General features: G+C 40.9%; 15 protein-coding genes. 7 read left to right on the plus strand and 8 right to left on the minus strand.

Translation table 11 applies throughout. The annotated features are described in order from the left end of the window. Window positions 1-3: 3 nt before the first annotated feature. The gene (locus H9631_RS12760) at window positions 4-468 is read right to left on the minus strand and encodes a flavin reductase family protein (RefSeq protein WP_191813364.1); all 465 of its coding nucleotides are present in this window, start codon (window positions 466-468) and stop codon (window positions 4-6) included. A 457-nt stretch (window positions 469-925) separates the two neighbouring features. Between H9631_RS12760 and H9631_RS12765 the strand changes: the two genes are divergently transcribed. Beyond that, window positions 926-2,410: a GGDEF domain-containing protein gene (locus H9631_RS12765; RefSeq protein WP_191813366.1), complete on the plus strand. Its 1,485-nt coding sequence runs from the start codon at window positions 926-928 to the stop codon at window positions 2,408-2,410. 701 nt (window positions 2,411-3,111) lie between these two features. Here the strand turns inward: H9631_RS12765 and lepB are convergent. Continuing rightward, window positions 3,112-3,678 carry a signal peptidase I gene (gene lepB / locus H9631_RS12770; protein WP_191813368.1) on the minus strand — a complete coding sequence of 189 codons (567 nt, stop codon included), beginning with the start codon at window positions 3,676-3,678 and terminating at the stop codon, window positions 3,112-3,114. Window positions 3,679-3,827: 149 nt separating this feature from the next. Here lepB and mscL point away from each other — a divergent pair, with 149 nt between their 5' ends. Further along, the gene (gene mscL / locus H9631_RS12775; protein ID WP_191813370.1) at window positions 3,828-4,232 is read left to right on the plus strand and encodes a large conductance mechanosensitive channel protein MscL; all 405 of its coding nucleotides are present in this window, start codon (window positions 3,828-3,830) and stop codon (window positions 4,230-4,232) included. Between the two features lie 119 nt (window positions 4,233-4,351). Here the strand turns inward: mscL and H9631_RS12780 are convergent, their stop codons facing one another. Beyond that, window positions 4,352-4,882, minus strand: coding sequence for a YceI family protein (locus tag H9631_RS12780; protein WP_191813372.1), 531 nt, complete (start codon window positions 4,880-4,882; stop codon window positions 4,352-4,354). 152 nt (window positions 4,883-5,034) lie between these two features. Between H9631_RS12780 and H9631_RS12785 the strand changes: the two genes are divergently transcribed. From H9631_RS12785 to H9631_RS12800, 4 genes are all read left to right on the plus strand, one after another. After that, a complete protein-coding gene (locus H9631_RS12785) occupies window positions 5,035-6,327 on the plus strand; it encodes a pyrimidine-nucleoside phosphorylase (protein ID WP_191813374.1) in 1,293 nt (430 codons plus the stop codon). 78 nt (window positions 6,328-6,405) lie between these two features. Continuing rightward, window positions 6,406-6,960: a nitroreductase family protein gene (locus H9631_RS12790; protein ID WP_318246807.1), complete on the plus strand. Its 555-nt coding sequence runs from the start codon at window positions 6,406-6,408 to the stop codon at window positions 6,958-6,960. Between the two features lie 163 nt (window positions 6,961-7,123). Continuing rightward, window positions 7,124-7,573: a MarR family winged helix-turn-helix transcriptional regulator gene (locus H9631_RS12795; RefSeq protein WP_191813378.1), complete on the plus strand. Its 450-nt coding sequence runs from the start codon at window positions 7,124-7,126 to the stop codon at window positions 7,571-7,573. Further along, window positions 7,570-10,701 (plus strand): MMPL family transporter, encoded by a 3,132-nt coding sequence (locus tag H9631_RS12800; protein ID WP_191813380.1) that lies wholly within the window; start codon window positions 7,570-7,572, stop codon window positions 10,699-10,701. Before H9631_RS12795 ends, H9631_RS12800 begins: the two co-directional genes overlap by 4 nt. Window positions 10,702-10,893: 192 nt before the next feature. Here H9631_RS12800 and H9631_RS12805 read toward each other — a convergent pair whose 3' ends face one another. Beyond that, entirely contained in the window at window positions 10,894-12,558 is a 1,665-nt protein-coding gene (locus H9631_RS12805) for a SulP family inorganic anion transporter (protein WP_191813382.1), read from the minus strand. A gap of 195 nt (window positions 12,559-12,753) precedes the next feature. Then, window positions 12,754-12,891 carry a small acid-soluble spore protein O gene (gene sspO / locus H9631_RS12810; protein WP_191813384.1) on the minus strand — a complete coding sequence of 46 codons (138 nt, stop codon included), beginning with the start codon at window positions 12,889-12,891 and terminating at the stop codon, window positions 12,754-12,756. 205 nt (window positions 12,892-13,096) lie between these two features. On the opposite strand from sspO, the gene H9631_RS12815 reads away from it, so the two are divergent. Then, complete coding sequence (locus tag H9631_RS12815; protein ID WP_191813386.1) at window positions 13,097-14,578, plus strand: aldehyde dehydrogenase family protein; 1,482 nt, start codon at window positions 13,097-13,099, stop codon at window positions 14,576-14,578. A 469-nt stretch (window positions 14,579-15,047) separates the two neighbouring features. On the opposite strand, the gene H9631_RS12820 is transcribed toward H9631_RS12815, so the two are convergent. Genes H9631_RS12820 through H9631_RS12830 form a run of 3 tightly spaced genes read right to left on the minus strand, consistent with a single transcriptional unit; the run spans window position 15,048 to window position 18,359 of the window. After that, window positions 15,048-16,025 (minus strand): alpha-ketoacid dehydrogenase subunit beta, encoded by a 978-nt coding sequence (locus tag H9631_RS12820; protein WP_191813387.1) that lies wholly within the window; start codon window positions 16,023-16,025, stop codon window positions 15,048-15,050. After that, window positions 16,018-17,103, minus strand: coding sequence for a pyruvate dehydrogenase (acetyl-transferring) E1 component subunit alpha (gene pdhA, locus H9631_RS12825; RefSeq protein ID WP_191813390.1), 1,086 nt, complete (start codon window positions 17,101-17,103; stop codon window positions 16,018-16,020). The genes H9631_RS12820 and pdhA overlap by 8 nt, the downstream gene beginning before the upstream one ends. A gap of 11 nt (window positions 17,104-17,114) precedes the next feature. Beyond that, a complete protein-coding gene (locus tag H9631_RS12830) occupies window positions 17,115-18,359 on the minus strand; it encodes a dihydrolipoamide acetyltransferase family protein (protein ID WP_191813392.1) in 1,245 nt (414 codons plus the stop codon). Between the last annotated feature and the right edge of the window lie 3 nt (window positions 18,360-18,362).

Genomic DNA, 18,362 nt, shown 5'->3' on the forward strand with positions numbered 1-18,362 from the left:
CAATTATGAATTTGCAGCAATTTCGGAAAACTGTCCGCAGTAATAAAGTAGAGGCTGTCCGGTACGATATTCAAAGTTTTTTACCTCTCCGAGAAAAAGAACATGGTCACCGCCATCATAAGCAGCCCAAGGCTCGCACTCTATAAATGCTAATGAATCTTTGATACGCTTTCCAAGTTTCCCTTCTTCCCATTCAAAAGGTAAACTTTCTTTTGGCCGGCCAGCAAAGTGCATAGCAGTGTCCTGCTGATCCGTTTGTAAAACGTTTACAATAAACTTGTTATCTTTAAGGGCGTTCAAAGCTTTTGCATTTCGATCAACAGATACTAAAACCAGCATCGGGTCCAGGGAAACTGAAGTGAATGAGTTGGCGGTCAGTCCATGAGTACCTGTTTCTGTTTCACAGGTGATCACCGTGACACCTGTTGCAAAGTGGCCTACACAATTACGGAAATTTCTTGCATCCATTTATTCATCTCTCCTTTTGAAGTTTAAGTCTTTCTTTTTTAAATTGTAGCAATAGTGAATATAGGAATAAACCGCAAAAAGGAATAGAAAACTTCACTTTCACTTATAAAAGAGTGGAGAAATAAATGTATACTTAATTATAAAGGACTGTTGGAGCTATCAAAAGTCAATTTCCATGATTTATATAATTTTTAGTTCCCAACTTATTCAGCAAATAGTATAATTGTCCTGATCATCTTTGTTTAGCTTTATTCAGCAGAAGTTTGCCACTTCTGCAAGTGGTGAGATGAATGCCTATTGGTATTCCATTTAGCGGGGGGCAAATCCAGGCTGAATAAAGTGAAAGCCTCCGGCGGATGCCACAGATTTTCAGAGGAAATTATCGAGCGAAAGCTCGATAAAATCTGGGCGCAAATACGCCAAGGCGCATTTGATAATAAAAGGAGTGCAGCCTCCAATGAATAAAAACTTCAGACTGCATCTAACATTGATTATGATAGCGTTCTCCATATTCATATCATTAGTAGTTGCTTTAATCAACCAGGAAAAGATTAGAAATAAACTGTTTCAGGAACATGAACTGAAGCTTAGTTTGATAGAAGATAATATATTGAGCTCTTTACATTCCATTGACAAGGCCTATATGCTTTTTGACAAGGATATGGCTGAGATGATGGAAGATTATTCGGAAGAATTGATTTCACTATATAAAAAAAATCCGGACTTTGAGAAATGGGATTTTAAGAGATTAAACGAGAAATATAAAATGGATGTATATATCCTTAACGATCAGAATGTCGTGACTTACAGCAGTGTACATGATGATATCGGACTTGATTTCGGCGCATGCTGCGTCAATTTTTCTAATTTGTTGGACCAGCGAAGGAATGAGGGGAAATTCTCTCATGATGGAATGGATATTTCTATGCATAGCGGAGAAATAAAGAAGTTCAGCTATATTCCTACTCCAGATAATAAATATATCATTGAGCTGGGTGTTTCATTGGAAAATGGGGAGATTTTTAAGCATTTCAACTTTTTAGCAGTTGAAAAAGAACTGGACGAGCGGTTTTCTATGGTTGAATCCATCAAGGTTTATAATAGTGGAGGATTCATTCTGGGCAGCGCTAAAAAGGAAGAAGAAGATCTGAGAAACTCGCAAGATAAGTGGGAGACTTTCCGCAAAGCTTTGAAATCCGGAAAAGTCAAGGAGACGGAGCAGGAGATAGATGGGAAGAAGATTACTTATCATTATGTTCCGTACAAAGCGGAAGAGCGAAGAGGCTATTCTACAAGCCGAGTTGTGGAAATCGCGTATAACAAGGATGAGTTGAATAAGGCGCTGAATCAAAGCCTCAAGGAATTAATCATTCAGCTCTCTGTCATTTTCATTGCAGCTATCGTCATTTCATGGATTATCGCGCAGCGAGTGGCAAGGCCGATGTATCTCGCTTTTCATGATCTATTGACAGGGCTGAACAACAGGGCGGCCTTTGAGGAATTGGTTAAAGAATACTTGGATAAAAAGAAAAGCAACCTTGCATTAATGATGATTGACCTTGATAACTTTAAAATGGTGAACGACAGCCTTGGTCATACCGAAGGGGATGAAATACTCAAAGCGGCAGCACAAGAAATCCTGATAAGTGCAGGAAAAGATAATCATGCTGCCAGATTGGGTGGGGATGAATTTGTCGTGATTTTCCAGGACATCGGAGAAGACGAATTGAAAGAGGCTGCTTCCATGCTCATTAAACGAATGCAGCGCCAGTTCCAGGAAATCTATGAAAAGAATCAAATTGATATTTCCATCAGCGTCGGCATTGCCATAGCAAATGATGGAGATGATGTTGACAGCCTGTATAATAAAGCGGACCGCGCGCTCTATGAATCAAAGAAAAAAGGGAAAAATCAATTTAATATTTATCAGAAGAGCAGTTAAGGCTTTGGAGCTTTTAACTTAAGTTGAAAGAATTATGCTGAATGTTGCTAAGGTTACGTCCTCTCGTTCTTTGAGAGGGCATATTTTTATTCGGAAATAGTTTTAGACGTTTTAGGGTTTTAAGGTTGTGTAATTAAGAGAAACTTTTATTATCATCAGTTGATGGGGAGCAAGTAGCTTTGGCTTTTAAAGATTTTATAAGTAGGAAGGTTTCGGGTGAATTGTAGAATTATAATAGAAAGAGAATGCTTGGACAGGTAAGTGGATGTTAGAACGGGCTTAGTGCCCGTTTTTTGCTGATAGTAAAGGAAGCTTTTTTATTGTCAATAAGTTGTACGAAAGATTTGTAGTTTATTCTGGATCAAATTTAAACATGTACAACAGCATTTCTAGCCTTCGGAGAGTTTTTCGTATTCCGGACAGCATTCTCATATAGGTTAGCAGTCATTATTTTGGTAGGATTTTAGAAAAAGGCTGTCGAGGGTTTTCTCGACAGCCTTAGATGCTCCGGCGGAAGAAACGGAAGCCGTTCTAAATTGAAGCTTGGGAAGATTGGGAAGATCTTCATGGCGGGTTTTGCTCTGTTTAAACGCCGAATAAACCTGAAACTATCAACCTCATAATTTGTCTCGTATTCTTCGGGCTAAGCTGTTTTCTCAATTCAACCAGGTCATACGTCGCGAAGGCACATTATTATCGCTCTATTTTGTTAATCGGATGTTTTTCAAAGGGAACAAGACAAACTTGCTTTTTCCGATAATCCTGTCTCTCTCAATGAAGCCGAGAGAATAGCCGAGCCTGCTCCGGCTGTCAATACTGTTGAAGCGGTTGTCCCCCATGACAAAAAAATTATGTTCGGGAACGATGATCGGCCCAAAGTCCTCTGTTAGATTTTTTCCTTTTTCTTGGGCAACTTTCAAATTTTTCTTGAGATAGGGCTCTTTTATTGGCTTTTCATTTATAAATAGCTGGTCATCTTTCATCTCAATCGTGTCACCAGGCAGCCCGATGATTCTTTTTACATAATTTGTTTTTGGATCTTCCCCTTTGATGATGACAATTTCGCTTCTGTTTACCTCTCCCGCCCAGGAAATCGTCTTACTGACAATGATTCTTTCATGATCATGGAGTGTCGGCTCCATTGACGCGCCATCCACAATCATGGGGGAAAAGAGGAAAGATCTGATGGCAATCACCAATCCTAATGCAAGAAGGAGTGGGGGAATCCAGCTGACAATACTTTTTGTAGTGCGTTTATGACTATTCATGTTCCTTCTTCTCCATTCTCTCTTTATATCATTATTTTCTCTAAAAGCTGCCTTTCTTGCAACAGATAGCCGGAATGTATTTTTTCTTGTGAAATTTCAATTCTTATGTAAAATATGAAAGAGACATATTTTTTGAAAGGTTGATGGGAATGTGGGAAGAATTTAAGAAGTTTGCGAGTCAGGGCAATATATTGGATTTGGCTGTAGCCGTTGTGATTGGGGGAGCCTTCGGAAAAATTGTGTCCTCATTGGTTGAGAATGTTATTATGCCCTTAGTCGGGGTTCTTCTTGGCGGGCACAGTTTTGAAAAACTTTCCATAACGGTTGGGGATTCTGTGATTAAATATGGCATATTTATTCAAAGTATTGTCGATTTCTTTATCATTGCAGTTTCCATCTTCCTGTTTATCAAGCTTCTAGTTAAACTAAAAATCCAGAAAGAAGAAGAAGAGCCGGAACCGGAAGTGGAACCGGAAGTGGAACCGGATATTGAACTATTAACTGAAATTAGGGATCTCCTAAAAGAACAAAAAAGAATGGGAGAAACTGAATAATAAAAACACCCGCGCGGATTTTCATTTCCGCGTGGGTGTTTTACTTAATGGCGCGTGTCCAGGGGCCTAGACAATAAAGAAGCCGCTCTGAACATGGTGCTGAAAGCTTTCCTATATTATTACGCTTGTGAAGCTTGAACTTCCATGCTGATTTTTACATCATCACTGACAAGCACTCCGCCTGTTTCCAATGGAGCATTCCATGTTAAGCCATAATCGCTTCTTTTAATAGTTCCTGTTACGCTGAAACCGGCTTTTTGTGCACCGCTCATTGGATCTTTCACTACTCCGCCTGAAGTTACGATGAATGTTTCAGATTTTGTCACACCATGCAAGGAAACATCCCCTGTAACGGCATAATCATTACCTTGTTTTTTAATATCGCTTGAAGTGAAAGTGAGTTTTGGGTATTTCTCTACTTCAAAAAAGTCAGCGGAACGGAGATGATTATCGCGGTCCTCATTGGCAGTGTCGATGCTTGCAATATCAATAGTAAATTGAATTTTTGCAGATGTTAGATCTGTAGGATCTGCCTCGATTTCAGCTTCGAAATCTCTGAATCCTCCCTTAACTCTAGAAATCATCATGTGTCGGATTGAAAATTCAACTTCACTGTGTGCTTTGTCAAGTGTCCATGTAGAATTAGCCATTATTATAATTCCTCCTGTTTAGGTTACTTTTTGTAAGTTTATAAATTTATTATAGTAGGTATTCCTTTGTTTGTAAAGAGTCTTTTTGACAATGAGCGCTATTCAACTGATAATCACATTAATGAATATTTTGCCAAAGGAGTGGTCAGTTTATGCGCATGGTAGATATTATTGAAAAAAAAAGAGAGGGATTGGCCCTCGCACCCACGGAAATTCGTTTTGTAATTGACGGCTATAGTAAGGATGAAATCCCTGATTATCAGATATCTGCTTTTTTGATGGCTGTTTATTTTCAAGGGATGACAGCGGAAGAAACAGCAGAGTTGACGATGGCTATGGCGGAATCGGGAGAGCAAATTGATTTATCCAAAATCGACGGGATTAAAGTCGACAAACATTCTACAGGTGGAGTGGGAGATACAACCACTTTGATTTTAGCTCCGCTTGTGGCTGCGGTCGGAGTTCCAGTAGCGAAAATGTCAGGGAGGGGACTCGGCCACACAGGAGGAACTATTGATAAACTTGAGGCTGTTCCAGGATTCCATGTGGAAGTGTCAGAGGAACAATTCATCGATCTGGTGAATATAAATAAACTGGCCGTTGTTGGTCAATCAGGGAATCTGGCACCGGCAGATAAAAAAATTTACAGTCTTCGTGATGTAACTGCAACTGTCAATTCAATCCCTCTCATCGCAAGCTCCATTATGAGCAAAAAAATTGCAGCTGGTGCGGATGCTATTGTTTTGGATGTAAAAGTAGGCTCTGGAGCTTTTATGAAAAAGATAGAAGATGCCCAGGCCCTTGCTTCAACAATGGTTGAAATTGGAGAGAAGGTTGGCAGGAAGACAGCCGCTGTGATTTCCGATATGAATCAACCACTAGGATTTGCAGTCGGAAATTCATTAGAAGTGAAAGAAGCGATCGATACTTTGAAAGGGAGGGGCCCTGCTGATTTGCATGAGCTATGTCTTGTTCTTGGCAGCAAGATGGTTGTTCTTGCAGGAAAAGCGCAAACAGAAACTGAAGCGCATGCCATGCTTGAAGAAGTGATCGAAAACGGTAAAGCAGTGGAGGCTTTCAAAACCTTTTTATCGGCGCAGGGTGGAGATTCTTCAGTGGTCGACCATCCGGAGAAGCTTCCTAATGCCAAGTACAAGATTCCAGTTTTGTCTGAGGAGGCAGGTTTCGTGAAAGGCATTGCAGCTGATGAAATCGGCACAGCCGCCATGCTGCTTGGTGCGGGGCGTGTTACGAAGGATTCGGTGATCGATTTGAGTGTCGGTGTTGTTCTACATAAAAAAATTGGGGATAAAGTGAGAAAGGATGAACCGATAGCGACTATCCACAGTAACATAGAAGTTATAGAGATACCGAAAATGAGAATTTTACAGGCATATACGCTTTCAGGTGAATGTACTTCTGCATTGTCACTAATTAAAGGATGAAAACCTTTTGAAATTAAAGACGTTCATGATAAGATGAATGATAGAGATTCTCAATTAAGACTTGGGGGTAATGTTAAAGTGCTTGCAACAAACTCGATTGCGGATGTTATTCGTAATAGAACGACTGTAAAAACAGGTTTTGTTGATAAAGAAGTAAGCCAGGAGCTCGTTTTATCTTTATTGGAGGATGCTGTTTGGGCGCCCAATCATAAAAATCGGGAACCATGGCGGTTCATTTTCGTTTCTGGAAACAGGAAGGAAGCTTTTGTCGATGCGGTTTTGGAATGTCAAGAGCCTACAAAGCATGCTGCAACAAAAAGGAAATTCGAAGAAGTGCCTGCTATTTTAATCGCGGTGATGAATGATGACCCGCGTCAAAAAATTTGGGAAGAAGATTTTGCTGCAACAAGCTGTCTATTGCAGAATTTTCAGCTTCTTGCTTGGGAAAAAGAATTAGGGGTCTGCTGGAAAACGCCTGCGCACATCCATGACCCAAAATTTCGTTCTGCAATTGGGGTAGAAAAGGGTGAAAAAATCGTCGGTGTTCTGCATTTTGGATACTTTGACGAAGAAATCGTTGGGCGCAGAAAACGGGAAAGAACCAATCCTGTTGAAAAGATGACAACTTTTTAATCATGAATAACAATTCCTGCCTGATGTCCGGGCAGGTTTTTGTCTGCAAAAATAATGTCTGCTAGTGCAGCATATAATCTATTATTCTGCCATTTTCTTGATTGACACATAACTCTTTTTTTTATATAGTTTATGGGGTCAACTATTGAAGGGGAGAACTAAATTGGACAATAATCAATTAATCTTCGAACGTTTCATGAGTATTATGCTGCATGGGAGAAAAGGAATATCGACCCTTGTATCGGAACAGCTTTTACAGGAGTTGTCGCTTGAGCAATTCACACTCATTCGCATGGTTTACATAAATGGACCGATCCGCGCCTCTGAATTAGCTGATCAGCTTTTTGTACATAGAAGCGCCATCACAGTACGAGTCGATAAGCTTGTGAAAAAAGGTTTACTGGAGAGGGAAAGGGATGAAGAGGACCGCAGGAATGTTTATTTGAGGCTCTCTGAAAAGGGAGTGAAGTCTTATCAGGTCCTTGAAAGTAAAATCAACGAGTTTATTGAAGCGATTATCCGCGATATTTCAAAGGATGAGATGGAAAATTTCGTGAGAGTTTTTGAGAAAATTGCCGGCTATATTGAGGGATACGAAGGAGAAAGATCATGAGAAGCATTTTACGTTTCAGATGGTTGGTTTTAGTCTTATGGATTATTGCTGCTGTTGTTTTGGCCATGAATTCGCCTGACATGAATCAGCTTGTCAGGGATAAGGGACAATTAACAATCGCGGATGGATATCCTTCTTCAGTTGCATCCGATATCATTGACAAGCATTCAACGAAGGAAAAAGGGACAGAAGCGTTCATTATTGTCTTTCATGATGATAAAAAACTATCCAAGTCACAGCTTAAAAATATCCAGGCAACGACCAAGAAATTGGAGAAGAAAAAGTCAGAGCTGGGTATTGAAGAAATTACGACTCACTTTGATGACAAGGAGTTGGAGAGTCAGCTTGTTTCAAAAGATGGGGATACAGTGATTGCGATAGCCGATGTTAAGATGGCTGGCAAGGAAGTGAAAGATGTCCGTGATCCTTTGGGAAAGGAAATGAAAACAGAAAACGTTGACACATACATGACGGGGAATTCGCTAATCAATGAAGACGTGATTATCAGTTCTGAAAAAGGTCTTAAAAAAACAGAAGTGATCACAGTTATTTTTATCATGGTTGTTTTACTTCTTGTCTTTAGGTCAGCGGTGGCTCCATTCGTTCCATTGTTGACTGTTGGAATGACGTACTTAGTAAGTTCAACAATTGTAGCATTTTTGATTGATGGTCTTAATTTTCCGGTTTCCAATTTTACACAAACCTTCATGGTGGCTGTACTTTTTGGCGTTGGAACAGACTACTGCATTTTACTGCTAAGCCGGTATAAAGAAGAGTTGTCGACAGGTCAGGATATCCCTTCGGCAATTGTCGCGACTTATAAAACAGCTGGAAAAACGGTGATTTACAGTGCGGTTGCTGTAATGATCGGTTTTGCTTCGATTGGCTTTGCGACATTTAATCTGTATCAATCGGCAGTCGGTGTTGCAGTCGGTGTTTTCGTACTAATTCTCGCATTGTTTACGATTGTTCCATTTTTTATGATGACATTGAAAAAATCTCTGTTTTGGCCGGTAAAGAAAGATATTTCTCATAAAGAGAGCAGACTTTGGGGATGGATGGGCAAGCTTGCGATTACTCGTCCTTTGATTGCTTTAGGGATTGTCGCGATTTTCACTGTACCTCTTTTAGTTAGTTATGACGGTGAATTGTCTTTTAACTCACTGGATGAAATCGGTGATGAATATGAATCTGTCGAGGGGTTCAATATTGTAGCTGACAGCTTCGGTCCTGGAGAAATCATGCCGATAGAAGTTGTATTCGAAAATGACGATTCAATGAAGTCGAAAGAGTATTTGACACTGATCGAGTCAATCGGAAATGATCTTGAGAAACTGGATCACGTTGAAAAAGTCCGGAGTGTCATGCGTCCTACAGGTGACAAAATAGAAGAGATTTACGTGAAAAAACAAGTGGATGAACTTGGTAAGGGAATGGGCGAAGGAACGGAAGGTATTTCAAAGATCAAGGACGGGCTGAATGATGCGGCTTCCTCCATCAAAGATTCCAAGCCAGAAATGGATAAAGCAACTGCGGGCATTAGTGATTTGACAGCTGGAACAAAAGAATTGCAATCAGGCGTCGGTCAATTACAAACTGCATTAAGTGAAATTGAGAATGGAATACAACAAGGAACAGCCGGTGCTGTCGAACTGAAAAAAGGGGTAGCCCAGGCAAGCAACCAAGCTTCAGAGCTTCAGTCGGGAACCCGAGAATTGCTAAACGGTTATAAGGAAGCGCAGACTGGGTTGGAACAGCTAATCACGGAATATGGAAAAGTACCTGGAGGTCTGGAGGAAGCCCAGCAGCAGTTAATGGGCCTTGGAGAGCCGCTTGGCAATCTGGTCCAAAACCATCCTGAGATTGCAGGCGATCCGAATTTTGCAGATATCCAGTCGCGAATCGAGGAGGCAACAAAACAAGTAGCCATTGCAGGAGGAACTGTTACAGCGTTAAATGGCGAATTGAGCAAGGTTCAATCTGGTTTGGCAACAGCTAATGGGCATCTGTCTGAAGTTGTTGAAGGTTTGGGCCAATTTTCGTCGGGACTGAAAGAAGTGGAAAATGGTTTAGGAGAATTGGAGTCAGGTTTAGGGCAAGCGGCATCAGGCCAGCATCAGGTCGTTGAAAAAGTTCCTGGTATTGCAGCTGGAATGGGGGAAATTGCAAGCGGTCAGGAAAAACTTCAATCAGGCTTCGGCGAGATGGGCAGTCAGCTTGATCAATTGGGCGACGGCTTATCTGAAAGCAGTGACGGGCTTGACAAAATAGAAGATGGTTTCGGGAAAGCGAAAAAACATCTGGACGACATAGCGGAAGATACAGATTTGCAGCAATCGGGTATTTATATTCCGGACGAATTGTTGACAGATAAAGATTTTCAAAGAGTGTATGATATTTACATGTCTGCTGATGGAAAAATGACAACAATGGATATCGTGCTTGATTCCAATCCATATGAGAAAAAATCAATGGATATGGTTGCAAGCATTGAAGATACGATAGCCAAAGCAACGAAAGATACAAAGCTTGAGCAGGCTAACGTCGGAGTTGGTGGCGTCACAAGCATGAACCGTGATTTGGAGTCGATGTCCGATTCGGATTATACGAAAACAGTCACCTTCATGATGATTGGAATCGTCCTGATTTTGGTTATTTTATTGCGATCACTTGTAATGCCAGTTTATATTATTGCATCACTTCTTTTAACCTATTATTCTTCCATCGCTTTAACTGAAGTGATTTTTGTTAATATACTTGGATATCCGGGAATCAACTGGGCTACACCGTTTTTCGGATTTGTCATCTTGATTGCCCTTGGCGTCGACTACTCTATCTTCCTGATGGATCGCTTTTCAGAGTATAAGGAGTTAGATGTAAAAACAGGCATCATCCTTGCAATGAAAAACATGGGCACTGTCATTATAAGTGCCGCCGTTATATTGGCAGGAACCTTTGCGGCTATGCTGCCTTCGGGCGTTCTATCGATGCTGCAAATAGCTACTTTAGTATTGTCTGGTCTACTATTCTATGCATTGGTCATCTTGCCGCTATTCGTTCCAGTGCTGATCAATATGTTGGGTAAAGCGAATTGGTGGCCATTTATCGCCAGAAAGAGTGATGGGTAGGTAAGGATGCGGGCGTTCGCACGATAAAATCGATTTTCGCACAATAAATGCGGATTTCGCACGATTAATCAGAATACCGCACGATTGTTTCTTTTTTCGCACGATTAATCGAAATATCGCACAATCATCCTTTTTTTTGCCAATGTTCAATGGAGATTTGCAAAAAAAAAGCGGGAATCACTCCGCAGTTTTTTACCTTTGCTTGAGTGATTCCCTTACATTTGATTCAATCGTTTCTTGTTTTCGGAAGAAGGATTCTCTTGCGCTTGCTTCATCTGGAAAAAAAGAGGAAGCGCCGATCTTTTCATATAGGCCGCTTTTCTTGAACAACTCAATGCCCCAGTCCGGCAGTCCTGACACAAGTACAGTGCTGCCGGCTTTTTTGATACTATCGATTACCAGCGCCAGCTTATCTTCACCGGTTGCATCAATCATCGTTACATACTGCATGTCGAGCAGGATGACACGAGGCATCCTCCTTATGGAAGCCATAAGAGAATGTTCGAAGCTCTGCGCGGTTCCGAAAAATAACGGTCCCCTAATGGTGAACTTCTTAATTTGAAAATGGGCTGTCAAATCCAAGGATTCCTGTCGTTGTCTGTGGATGTCGACGGGATCGTCGATTTGCAGCTGCTCGCTTTTCTTTTTTACAAAAGACAAGACTGCAAGCAAGAGACCGACTTGAACCGCAACCGTTAGGTTGATGAACACAGTCAGAAGAAACGTTACTGCAAGGACCAACGAGTCACCTGTCCTCAACTGCAATACTTGTTTAAATGATTTGTACCCGCTCATATTCCACGCAACAAGCATGAGAAGCGGCGCCATGGCTGCAAGTGGAATATAGGATGCAAAAGGTGCAAATAAAAGCAATGTCAAAAGCACAAAAACACTGTGAATGACCCCAGATAATGGGCTTACCGCACCGGATTTGATGTTTGTTGCTGTACGTGCGATTGCTCCTGTAGCAGGAATTCCTCCGAACAATGGTGTAACGATGTTGGCGATCCCTTGTCCAAACAATTCACGATTGGATTTGTGCCTATCCCCTGTCATTCCATCCGCAACAACCGCAGATAGCAATGATTCTATCGCTCCCAGAGCAGCGATGATCAACGCGGGAGTGAATAATGTAGCAATTTTTGCCAACGTGATTTCTGGAAACTGAAGCTTCGGTAAAGATTGTGGGATACCTCCATAAGCCGTTCCAACTGTTTCAACCTGTCCTGGAAAAAGCAGAGCCGCGCATATGGTGGGAATGATCAACCCTACAAGCAAAACGGGAACACGCGGGAAAAATCTTGGCACGAAAATTATGACGAGTAGACCAATAACAGCTGTTAAAATGCTGTATCCGTTTGTGTCTCCAAAATGGCTGATAAACTCCATCATATTTTGGTGGAAATACTCATGACTTTCCAACTCTAAACCGAAAAAGTTTCCAAGCTGTCCGGTGAAAATAATCACGGCAATCCCCGTTGTAAAGCCGATTGTAACAGACCTTGGAATGAAATGAACCAGATTTCCGAGTTTTAAAAAACTCATAGCAACAAGCATGACCCCGGCCATTAAGCCAGCGATCAACAGATCTTCGTAACCATATTGAAGTACTACGGCAAGCAAAATCGGAATGAAAGCTCCCGTAGGACCCGCGATTTGATAGCGGGAGCCACCGAGTAAAGATACGATCAATCCGGCAATAATTGTCGTGTAAATGCCGTATTCAGGCTTGACGCCGGAAGCCATGGCAAAAGCCATCCCAAGAGGAATGGCCACGATACCGACAGTGATTCCGGAAATGAAATCTTTTCGGAGGCTTGCAGGCTGGTAATCGCGAAATCGATCATCAGCAAACAAACAGCAACACCTCTATTGATATTTTCCTTAAAACGTAAAGAAAAAGTGAATGGAATTTGTATATCTATCTTTACTATACTCCTATATAATAGGGAAATCAATGGGGCTTTTTTATAAACATACAGTTTGCTGAATAAGCTCTTGGACGGAATAGCGATAAAAAATCTGGAAGCGAAATGGCTCGCTTCCAGATTTTCACTGATTTTTCTTTCTTTTTTTGTTGTTGAGTCTTTGTGCCGCAGTTAATGGTTCAGTTGAATCCATCTTCGCTCCAAAATTTTGCTTCTTTTCTGGATTCATGCCTTCTATATTGCTTTGAGTTCTTTTTGCCACTCCATTCACCTCCAGGTAATATTTTGTCTTATTTAGCCTTTGAATATTCAGTTCATAGGAAAACCGTTAATGATTCATTTTTGTACACGTTAATCATAAAATTGTAAAATAATAGTATGTAAGCGTTTAGATTGATATAATTGATGCATAAATGGCAAGACCCCTTTGATTCAAAAAGAATGAAAGAATGGAGGAGTCAGATAACATGGAACGATATGTGAACTATATTAATGGGGAGTGGGTTCCTTCCGAATCCGGTGAATTTATCAAGAATACGAATCCAGTGAACGGTGAGGTACTAGGCGAAGTGACTGTTTCCACTGCCAAAGATGTGGACCTTGCGGTTCAGGCGGCAAAGGAGGCGCAAAAGAAATGGGCACTGGTACCGGCTCCCGAACGTGCAGATGTTCTATATAAAGTGGCGTATTTGCTTAAAGAACGCAAGGAGTCATTGGCTCAGGTTTTAACAAAAGAAATGGGAAAGGTTATTTCTGAGGCACGAGGCGAGGTACAGGAAGCAATCGATATGGCTTTTTATATGGCTGGGGAAGGGCGCCGACTGTTTGGGGAAACAGTTCCATCCGAGCTGAGAAACAAATTTGCCATGAGTATCCGCGTACCTGTCGGGGTCGCAGGGCTGATTACGCCTTGGAACTTCCCAATCGCTATTGCTTCATGGAAGTCGCTTCCTGCATTAGTTGCAGGCAATGCTGTTGTTTGGAAACCAGCATCTGAAACGCCATTTTTGGCAGCTGAATTTGTGAAAATCTATGAAAAAGCCGGTCTTCCGAAAGGGCTCCTCAATCTTGTATACGGTTCTGGAAGCGTTGTAGGGAACGCGATTGTAGAGCATCCGGGGATTGACCTCGTTTCGTTTACGGGTTCTAATGAAGTTGGGGCCAAAATCAATGGCCGCGCTGGTGAACTGCTAAAGCGTACGTCACTTGAAATGGGCGGGAAAAATGCTGTAACGGTATTAGAGGATGCTGATTTGGACCTAGCTGCGGATGGGATTGTATGGAGTGCCTTTGGCACGTCTGGGCAAAGATGTACAGCTTGCAGTCGTGTCATTGTGCAGGAATCTGTCAAAGAGGCACTTGAGCAAAAGGTTCTAGAAAAAATGAAGACCCTCAAGCTAGGTGATGGCTTGGATGAGTCGGTTGATGTGGGACCTGTCATTAACCGTTCCGCTTTGGAAAAAATTCACGACTACGTAAAAATCGGAAAAGAAGAGGGCGCGAAACTTCTGGCAGGCGGCGATATCGCAACGGAAAGTGAATTGAATAAAGGGAATTTTTATCAGCCGACCCTTTTCACGGATGTTAAATCTGATATGCGAATTGGCCAAGAAGAAATTTTCGGTCCAGTTGTATCATTTATTCCGGTAAAAGATTTGGATGAAGCGATTGAAGTGAACAATAGTGTGAAATTTGGACTCTCCAGTTCTATTTTTACAGCCGATGTAAACAAAGTTTTCCGCGCTATGCGCGATTTTGATACTGGTATTGTTTATGTGAATGCAGGTACCACAGGGGCAGAAATTCACCTGCCGTTTGGAGGAACGAAAGGAACAGGTAATGGTCACCGTGATTCCGGAGTTGCCTCGCTTGATGTGTTCACCGAATGGAGATCCATCTACGTGGATTACAGCGGAAAAATTCAGCGAGCGCAAATTGATAATTATTGATTAAAAAAGCAAAGGCGGCTGCAACAATTTCACATAATGAACTAACGATTTATTTTAAGCAAGGGTAATTAGTGTGCAGAATTGAAAAAAACATTAGGAAAAGAGAGGCCGTTGGGAGAATCAATGAAGAACGATTCTTTCAACGGCCATTAAAATCTGTAATACGGGGCGAAACTCTGTGAACATACGGGAACAAGGACCATTTTTCCGTTTTTGAAACAGATGCCCTATTAATGCCCATTTTTTGAAGAGACTTTGATAACCTGGCTTGGAAAAGCATTTGCAGGAAGGCGTACCAATCCGGTCATCTATTTCTATTATTTAACCAGGAGTAGTCTAGCATCGCTCACCTTCAATCTAGTTTTGCAATTTTCATTAATCGACCGAAAAACATTTAGATTGCTGTTCGATCAAGCCGAAAATTTTTCAGCCAGCCTAGGATCAATTTAGGGATTTAAATTTTTAATGATCAATAAGACAACAATTGGACAATTGATTCTTTTATTCTTTGATGATTCGGTAACCAGTCATCTTCGATTGTTCCAACAGGATAAGGTGTATCAAAACCAGTTACTCTTAATATAGGAGCAGTAAGTGAAAAAACGGCTTTTTCAGAAACTAATGCAGCTATTTCTGCACCAATACCATTTGTTTTAACTGCTTCATGTACAATCAATAGCCGCTCTGTTTTTTCAACAGATTGCAGGATCGTTTGAATATCTATGGGAGCGACGGTTCTTAAATCAATTAACTCCAGGTGGATGTCCTCTTGTTCAAACTCTTCTACAATGTTTCTTAGTAATGGTACAGGTGGTCCCCAGGTGACGACGGTAGCGTGAAACCCTTTTTTTATTATTTTTGCTTGACCAATTGGTACTTCATAATCATCTTCAGGTACTTCTTGTGGGGCAGCGCGATACAATTTCATTGGTTCCAAGAAAAGAACCGGGTCTTCATCACGGATTGCTGAAATCAACAAACCTTTCGCGTCATACGGATTTGACGGCATTACAATTTTTAATCCAGGTGTGTGGCTAAATAGTGCTTCCAAACTATCAGAATGTAACTCAGGTGTTTTTACACCGCCGCCATATGGGCAACGAATCACCATCGGAACTGAAAATCTTCCGGCTGACTTAAACCGCATTCGTGCAGCCTGACTCGCCATTTGATCCATTGCTTCATAGATAAAACCGAGGAATTGTATTTCTGCAATAGGACGCAATCCATTTAAGCTCATCCCGACAGCAGTTCCGATTATGGCAGATTCAGCCAATGGAGTATCGATCACTCTATCTTCTCCGAATTGTTCTAGTAAACCATCTGTTACTCGAAACACTCCACCGTTTCGTCCTATATCTTCACCAAGCATTACAATGCTCGGATCTCTCTTCATTTCCGATTCCAGTGTATGATTGATCGCCTGTAATATTGTCATTTTAGCCATGAAGATCACCGGCCTTTTCTTGCTGTAGCGATTTGATCATCTTTTGCTGCTCTACTAATTGAGGATTCATCTTGGAATAGACATAATGGAAAGATTCTTCGATTTTAGGTGGATCATGTTGCTCGATTTCTTGTATCTGATTATCTAATTCAAGTTGAAAATCATTGATTAATTTCTCTTCATTTCCCCAAGTCCAAAGTGCTTTCCCTTCTAGAAGTTTCCGTAATCGAAGGATTGGATCTTTCTGCCGAATCCACTCTAGCTCCTCTTCCTTAGGGCGATATTTGTTTGGATCGTCTGATGTTGTGTGAGGTCCAAGACGATAAGTGTCCGCTTCAATTAATGTTGGACCTTGTCCACTTCGTGCCCGATCTACTGCCTCTTTCATAACCTCATAAACACCAATGACATCATTCCCATCAACTTGAACTCCCTTCATGCCGTAGGCGATGGCTTTCTGAGCAATAGTGCGGCTAGCCATCTGTTGTTTAAGCGGTACACTAATCGCGTATTTATTATTTTGGCAAAAAAATACGACTGGAAGTTGATAAACCGAGGCAAAATTCAAAGCTTCATGAAAATCACCTTCAGAGGTTGCTCCGTCACCAAAGTAGCTAACGGAAACGCTTTGTTCCTTTTTTAACTTGGAAGCAAAAGCAATTCCAACTGCGTGCAATGTTTGTGCAGCTATAATAATTTGAATCGGTATGATATTGATTCCATCGGGAGTTTTTCCGCCGTGTAAATGCCCTTTTACATACTGCATTACTTGTTCAAATGGCATTCCATGCACCATACATGCTGCGAGATCGCGGTAACTAGGGCAAATCCAATCATGTTTCTCAAGTGCGAGCGCGCTTCCAATTTGTGCTGCTTCTTGCCCGCTAAAGGGAGCATAAGTACCTATTCTTCCTTGTCTTTGCAGCCTTAGTAGCTTTTCATCAATTAATCTAGCTTTTAGCATCCATCTATACATTTCTAGTAATGTATCATCACTTATTGTGCTCTTACTTTTCATATGTCCTTGTTCATCTAATAATTGAATTTGTTCAAAATTTAATTGATTTTCCTCGTACATGTAAATAACCCCTATCTCATTTTTAATAATAAGGTTTCAGGTTTTTCAAAGTATTGTTTCAGGTTATTCAAAAATCTTCCGGCAGGTTCTCCATCAATGATCCGATGATCAAATGACAGGCTCATCCCCATCACATTCCCAATACCAATGTCCCTATTTGGTAAAATTACCGGCTTCTCTTTTATAGAATGAATACCGAGAATGGCAACTTCAGGATGATTAATAATGGGAGTGGCATAAAATCCACCATGAACACCTGTATTGGAAATAGTAAACGTGCCACCTTGCAGTTCATGCAGTGATAATTTTTCATTCCTTGCTTTATTGGAAAGATCATGAATATCAGTGGCTAACTCCTCGATACTTTTTTTATCTGCATGATGAATTACAGGTACGATTAAACCTTTTTCAGTAGCGGTTGCTATACCTATATGATATTGCTTTTTTAGAATCATCTCTTGGCTGTCTTCATTTATCGTTGCATTCAATATTGGGTTTTTCTTTAATGCTTCAACAACCATTTTTACAATGATCGGTAAAAAAGTAATTTTTAAAGCGGTGGAATGATTCAGTTTGTTCTTTAATTGAATGAGTTTATCAACATTTACTTCATCCATTCCTGTAGTATGTGGAATGGTGAAAGCAGATTTCACCATATTTCGATAAATCGTTTTCCGGAGTCCTTTAATAGGAACTACTTCATCTTCCTGATCCAGATCTATGTGACTAGGTATCTTTTTCTCTTGAATCGTACTATTATTAAGGAACAGGTTGTTTCCATTTCCTTGACTATTTAAATAGTTTGAAATATCTTGCTTTACTATTCTTCCATTTTTCGCTGTCCCCTGGATACTACTGATATCTACACCGTGGCTGCGGGCAAATTTTCTAACACTCGGTGCCGCTAGAATTCTATTGTCATTGGGTGACTTTTTTAAATTAGGAAATCTCTCTTGCTTTGCTTCAAAATTTCCCTTCCGGCTAATTTCTATTTCAGCGTTGCTTGCCACAGTGCTATCAAATTCGGTTTGAATCTCAACTAGTGTTTTTCCGACCTTTACTAAATCGCCTTCTTCACCATTTCTGGCATGAATGATTCCACTTCTTGGCGAGGTAATTTCAACGGCGGCCTTATCGGTTTGCACTTCCGCAATTGGTTGATCAATCTCAACTTTATCACCGATTTCGACAAACCATTTTAGTATTTCAGCTTCATGAAGACCTTCTCCGATATCTGTAAAAGTTAGGTTGTACATACT

Source organism: Bacillus norwichensis (assembly GCF_014836955.1).
GTDB classification, from domain to species: Bacteria; Bacillota; Bacilli; order Bacillales; family Bacillaceae_C; genus Siminovitchia; species Siminovitchia norwichensis.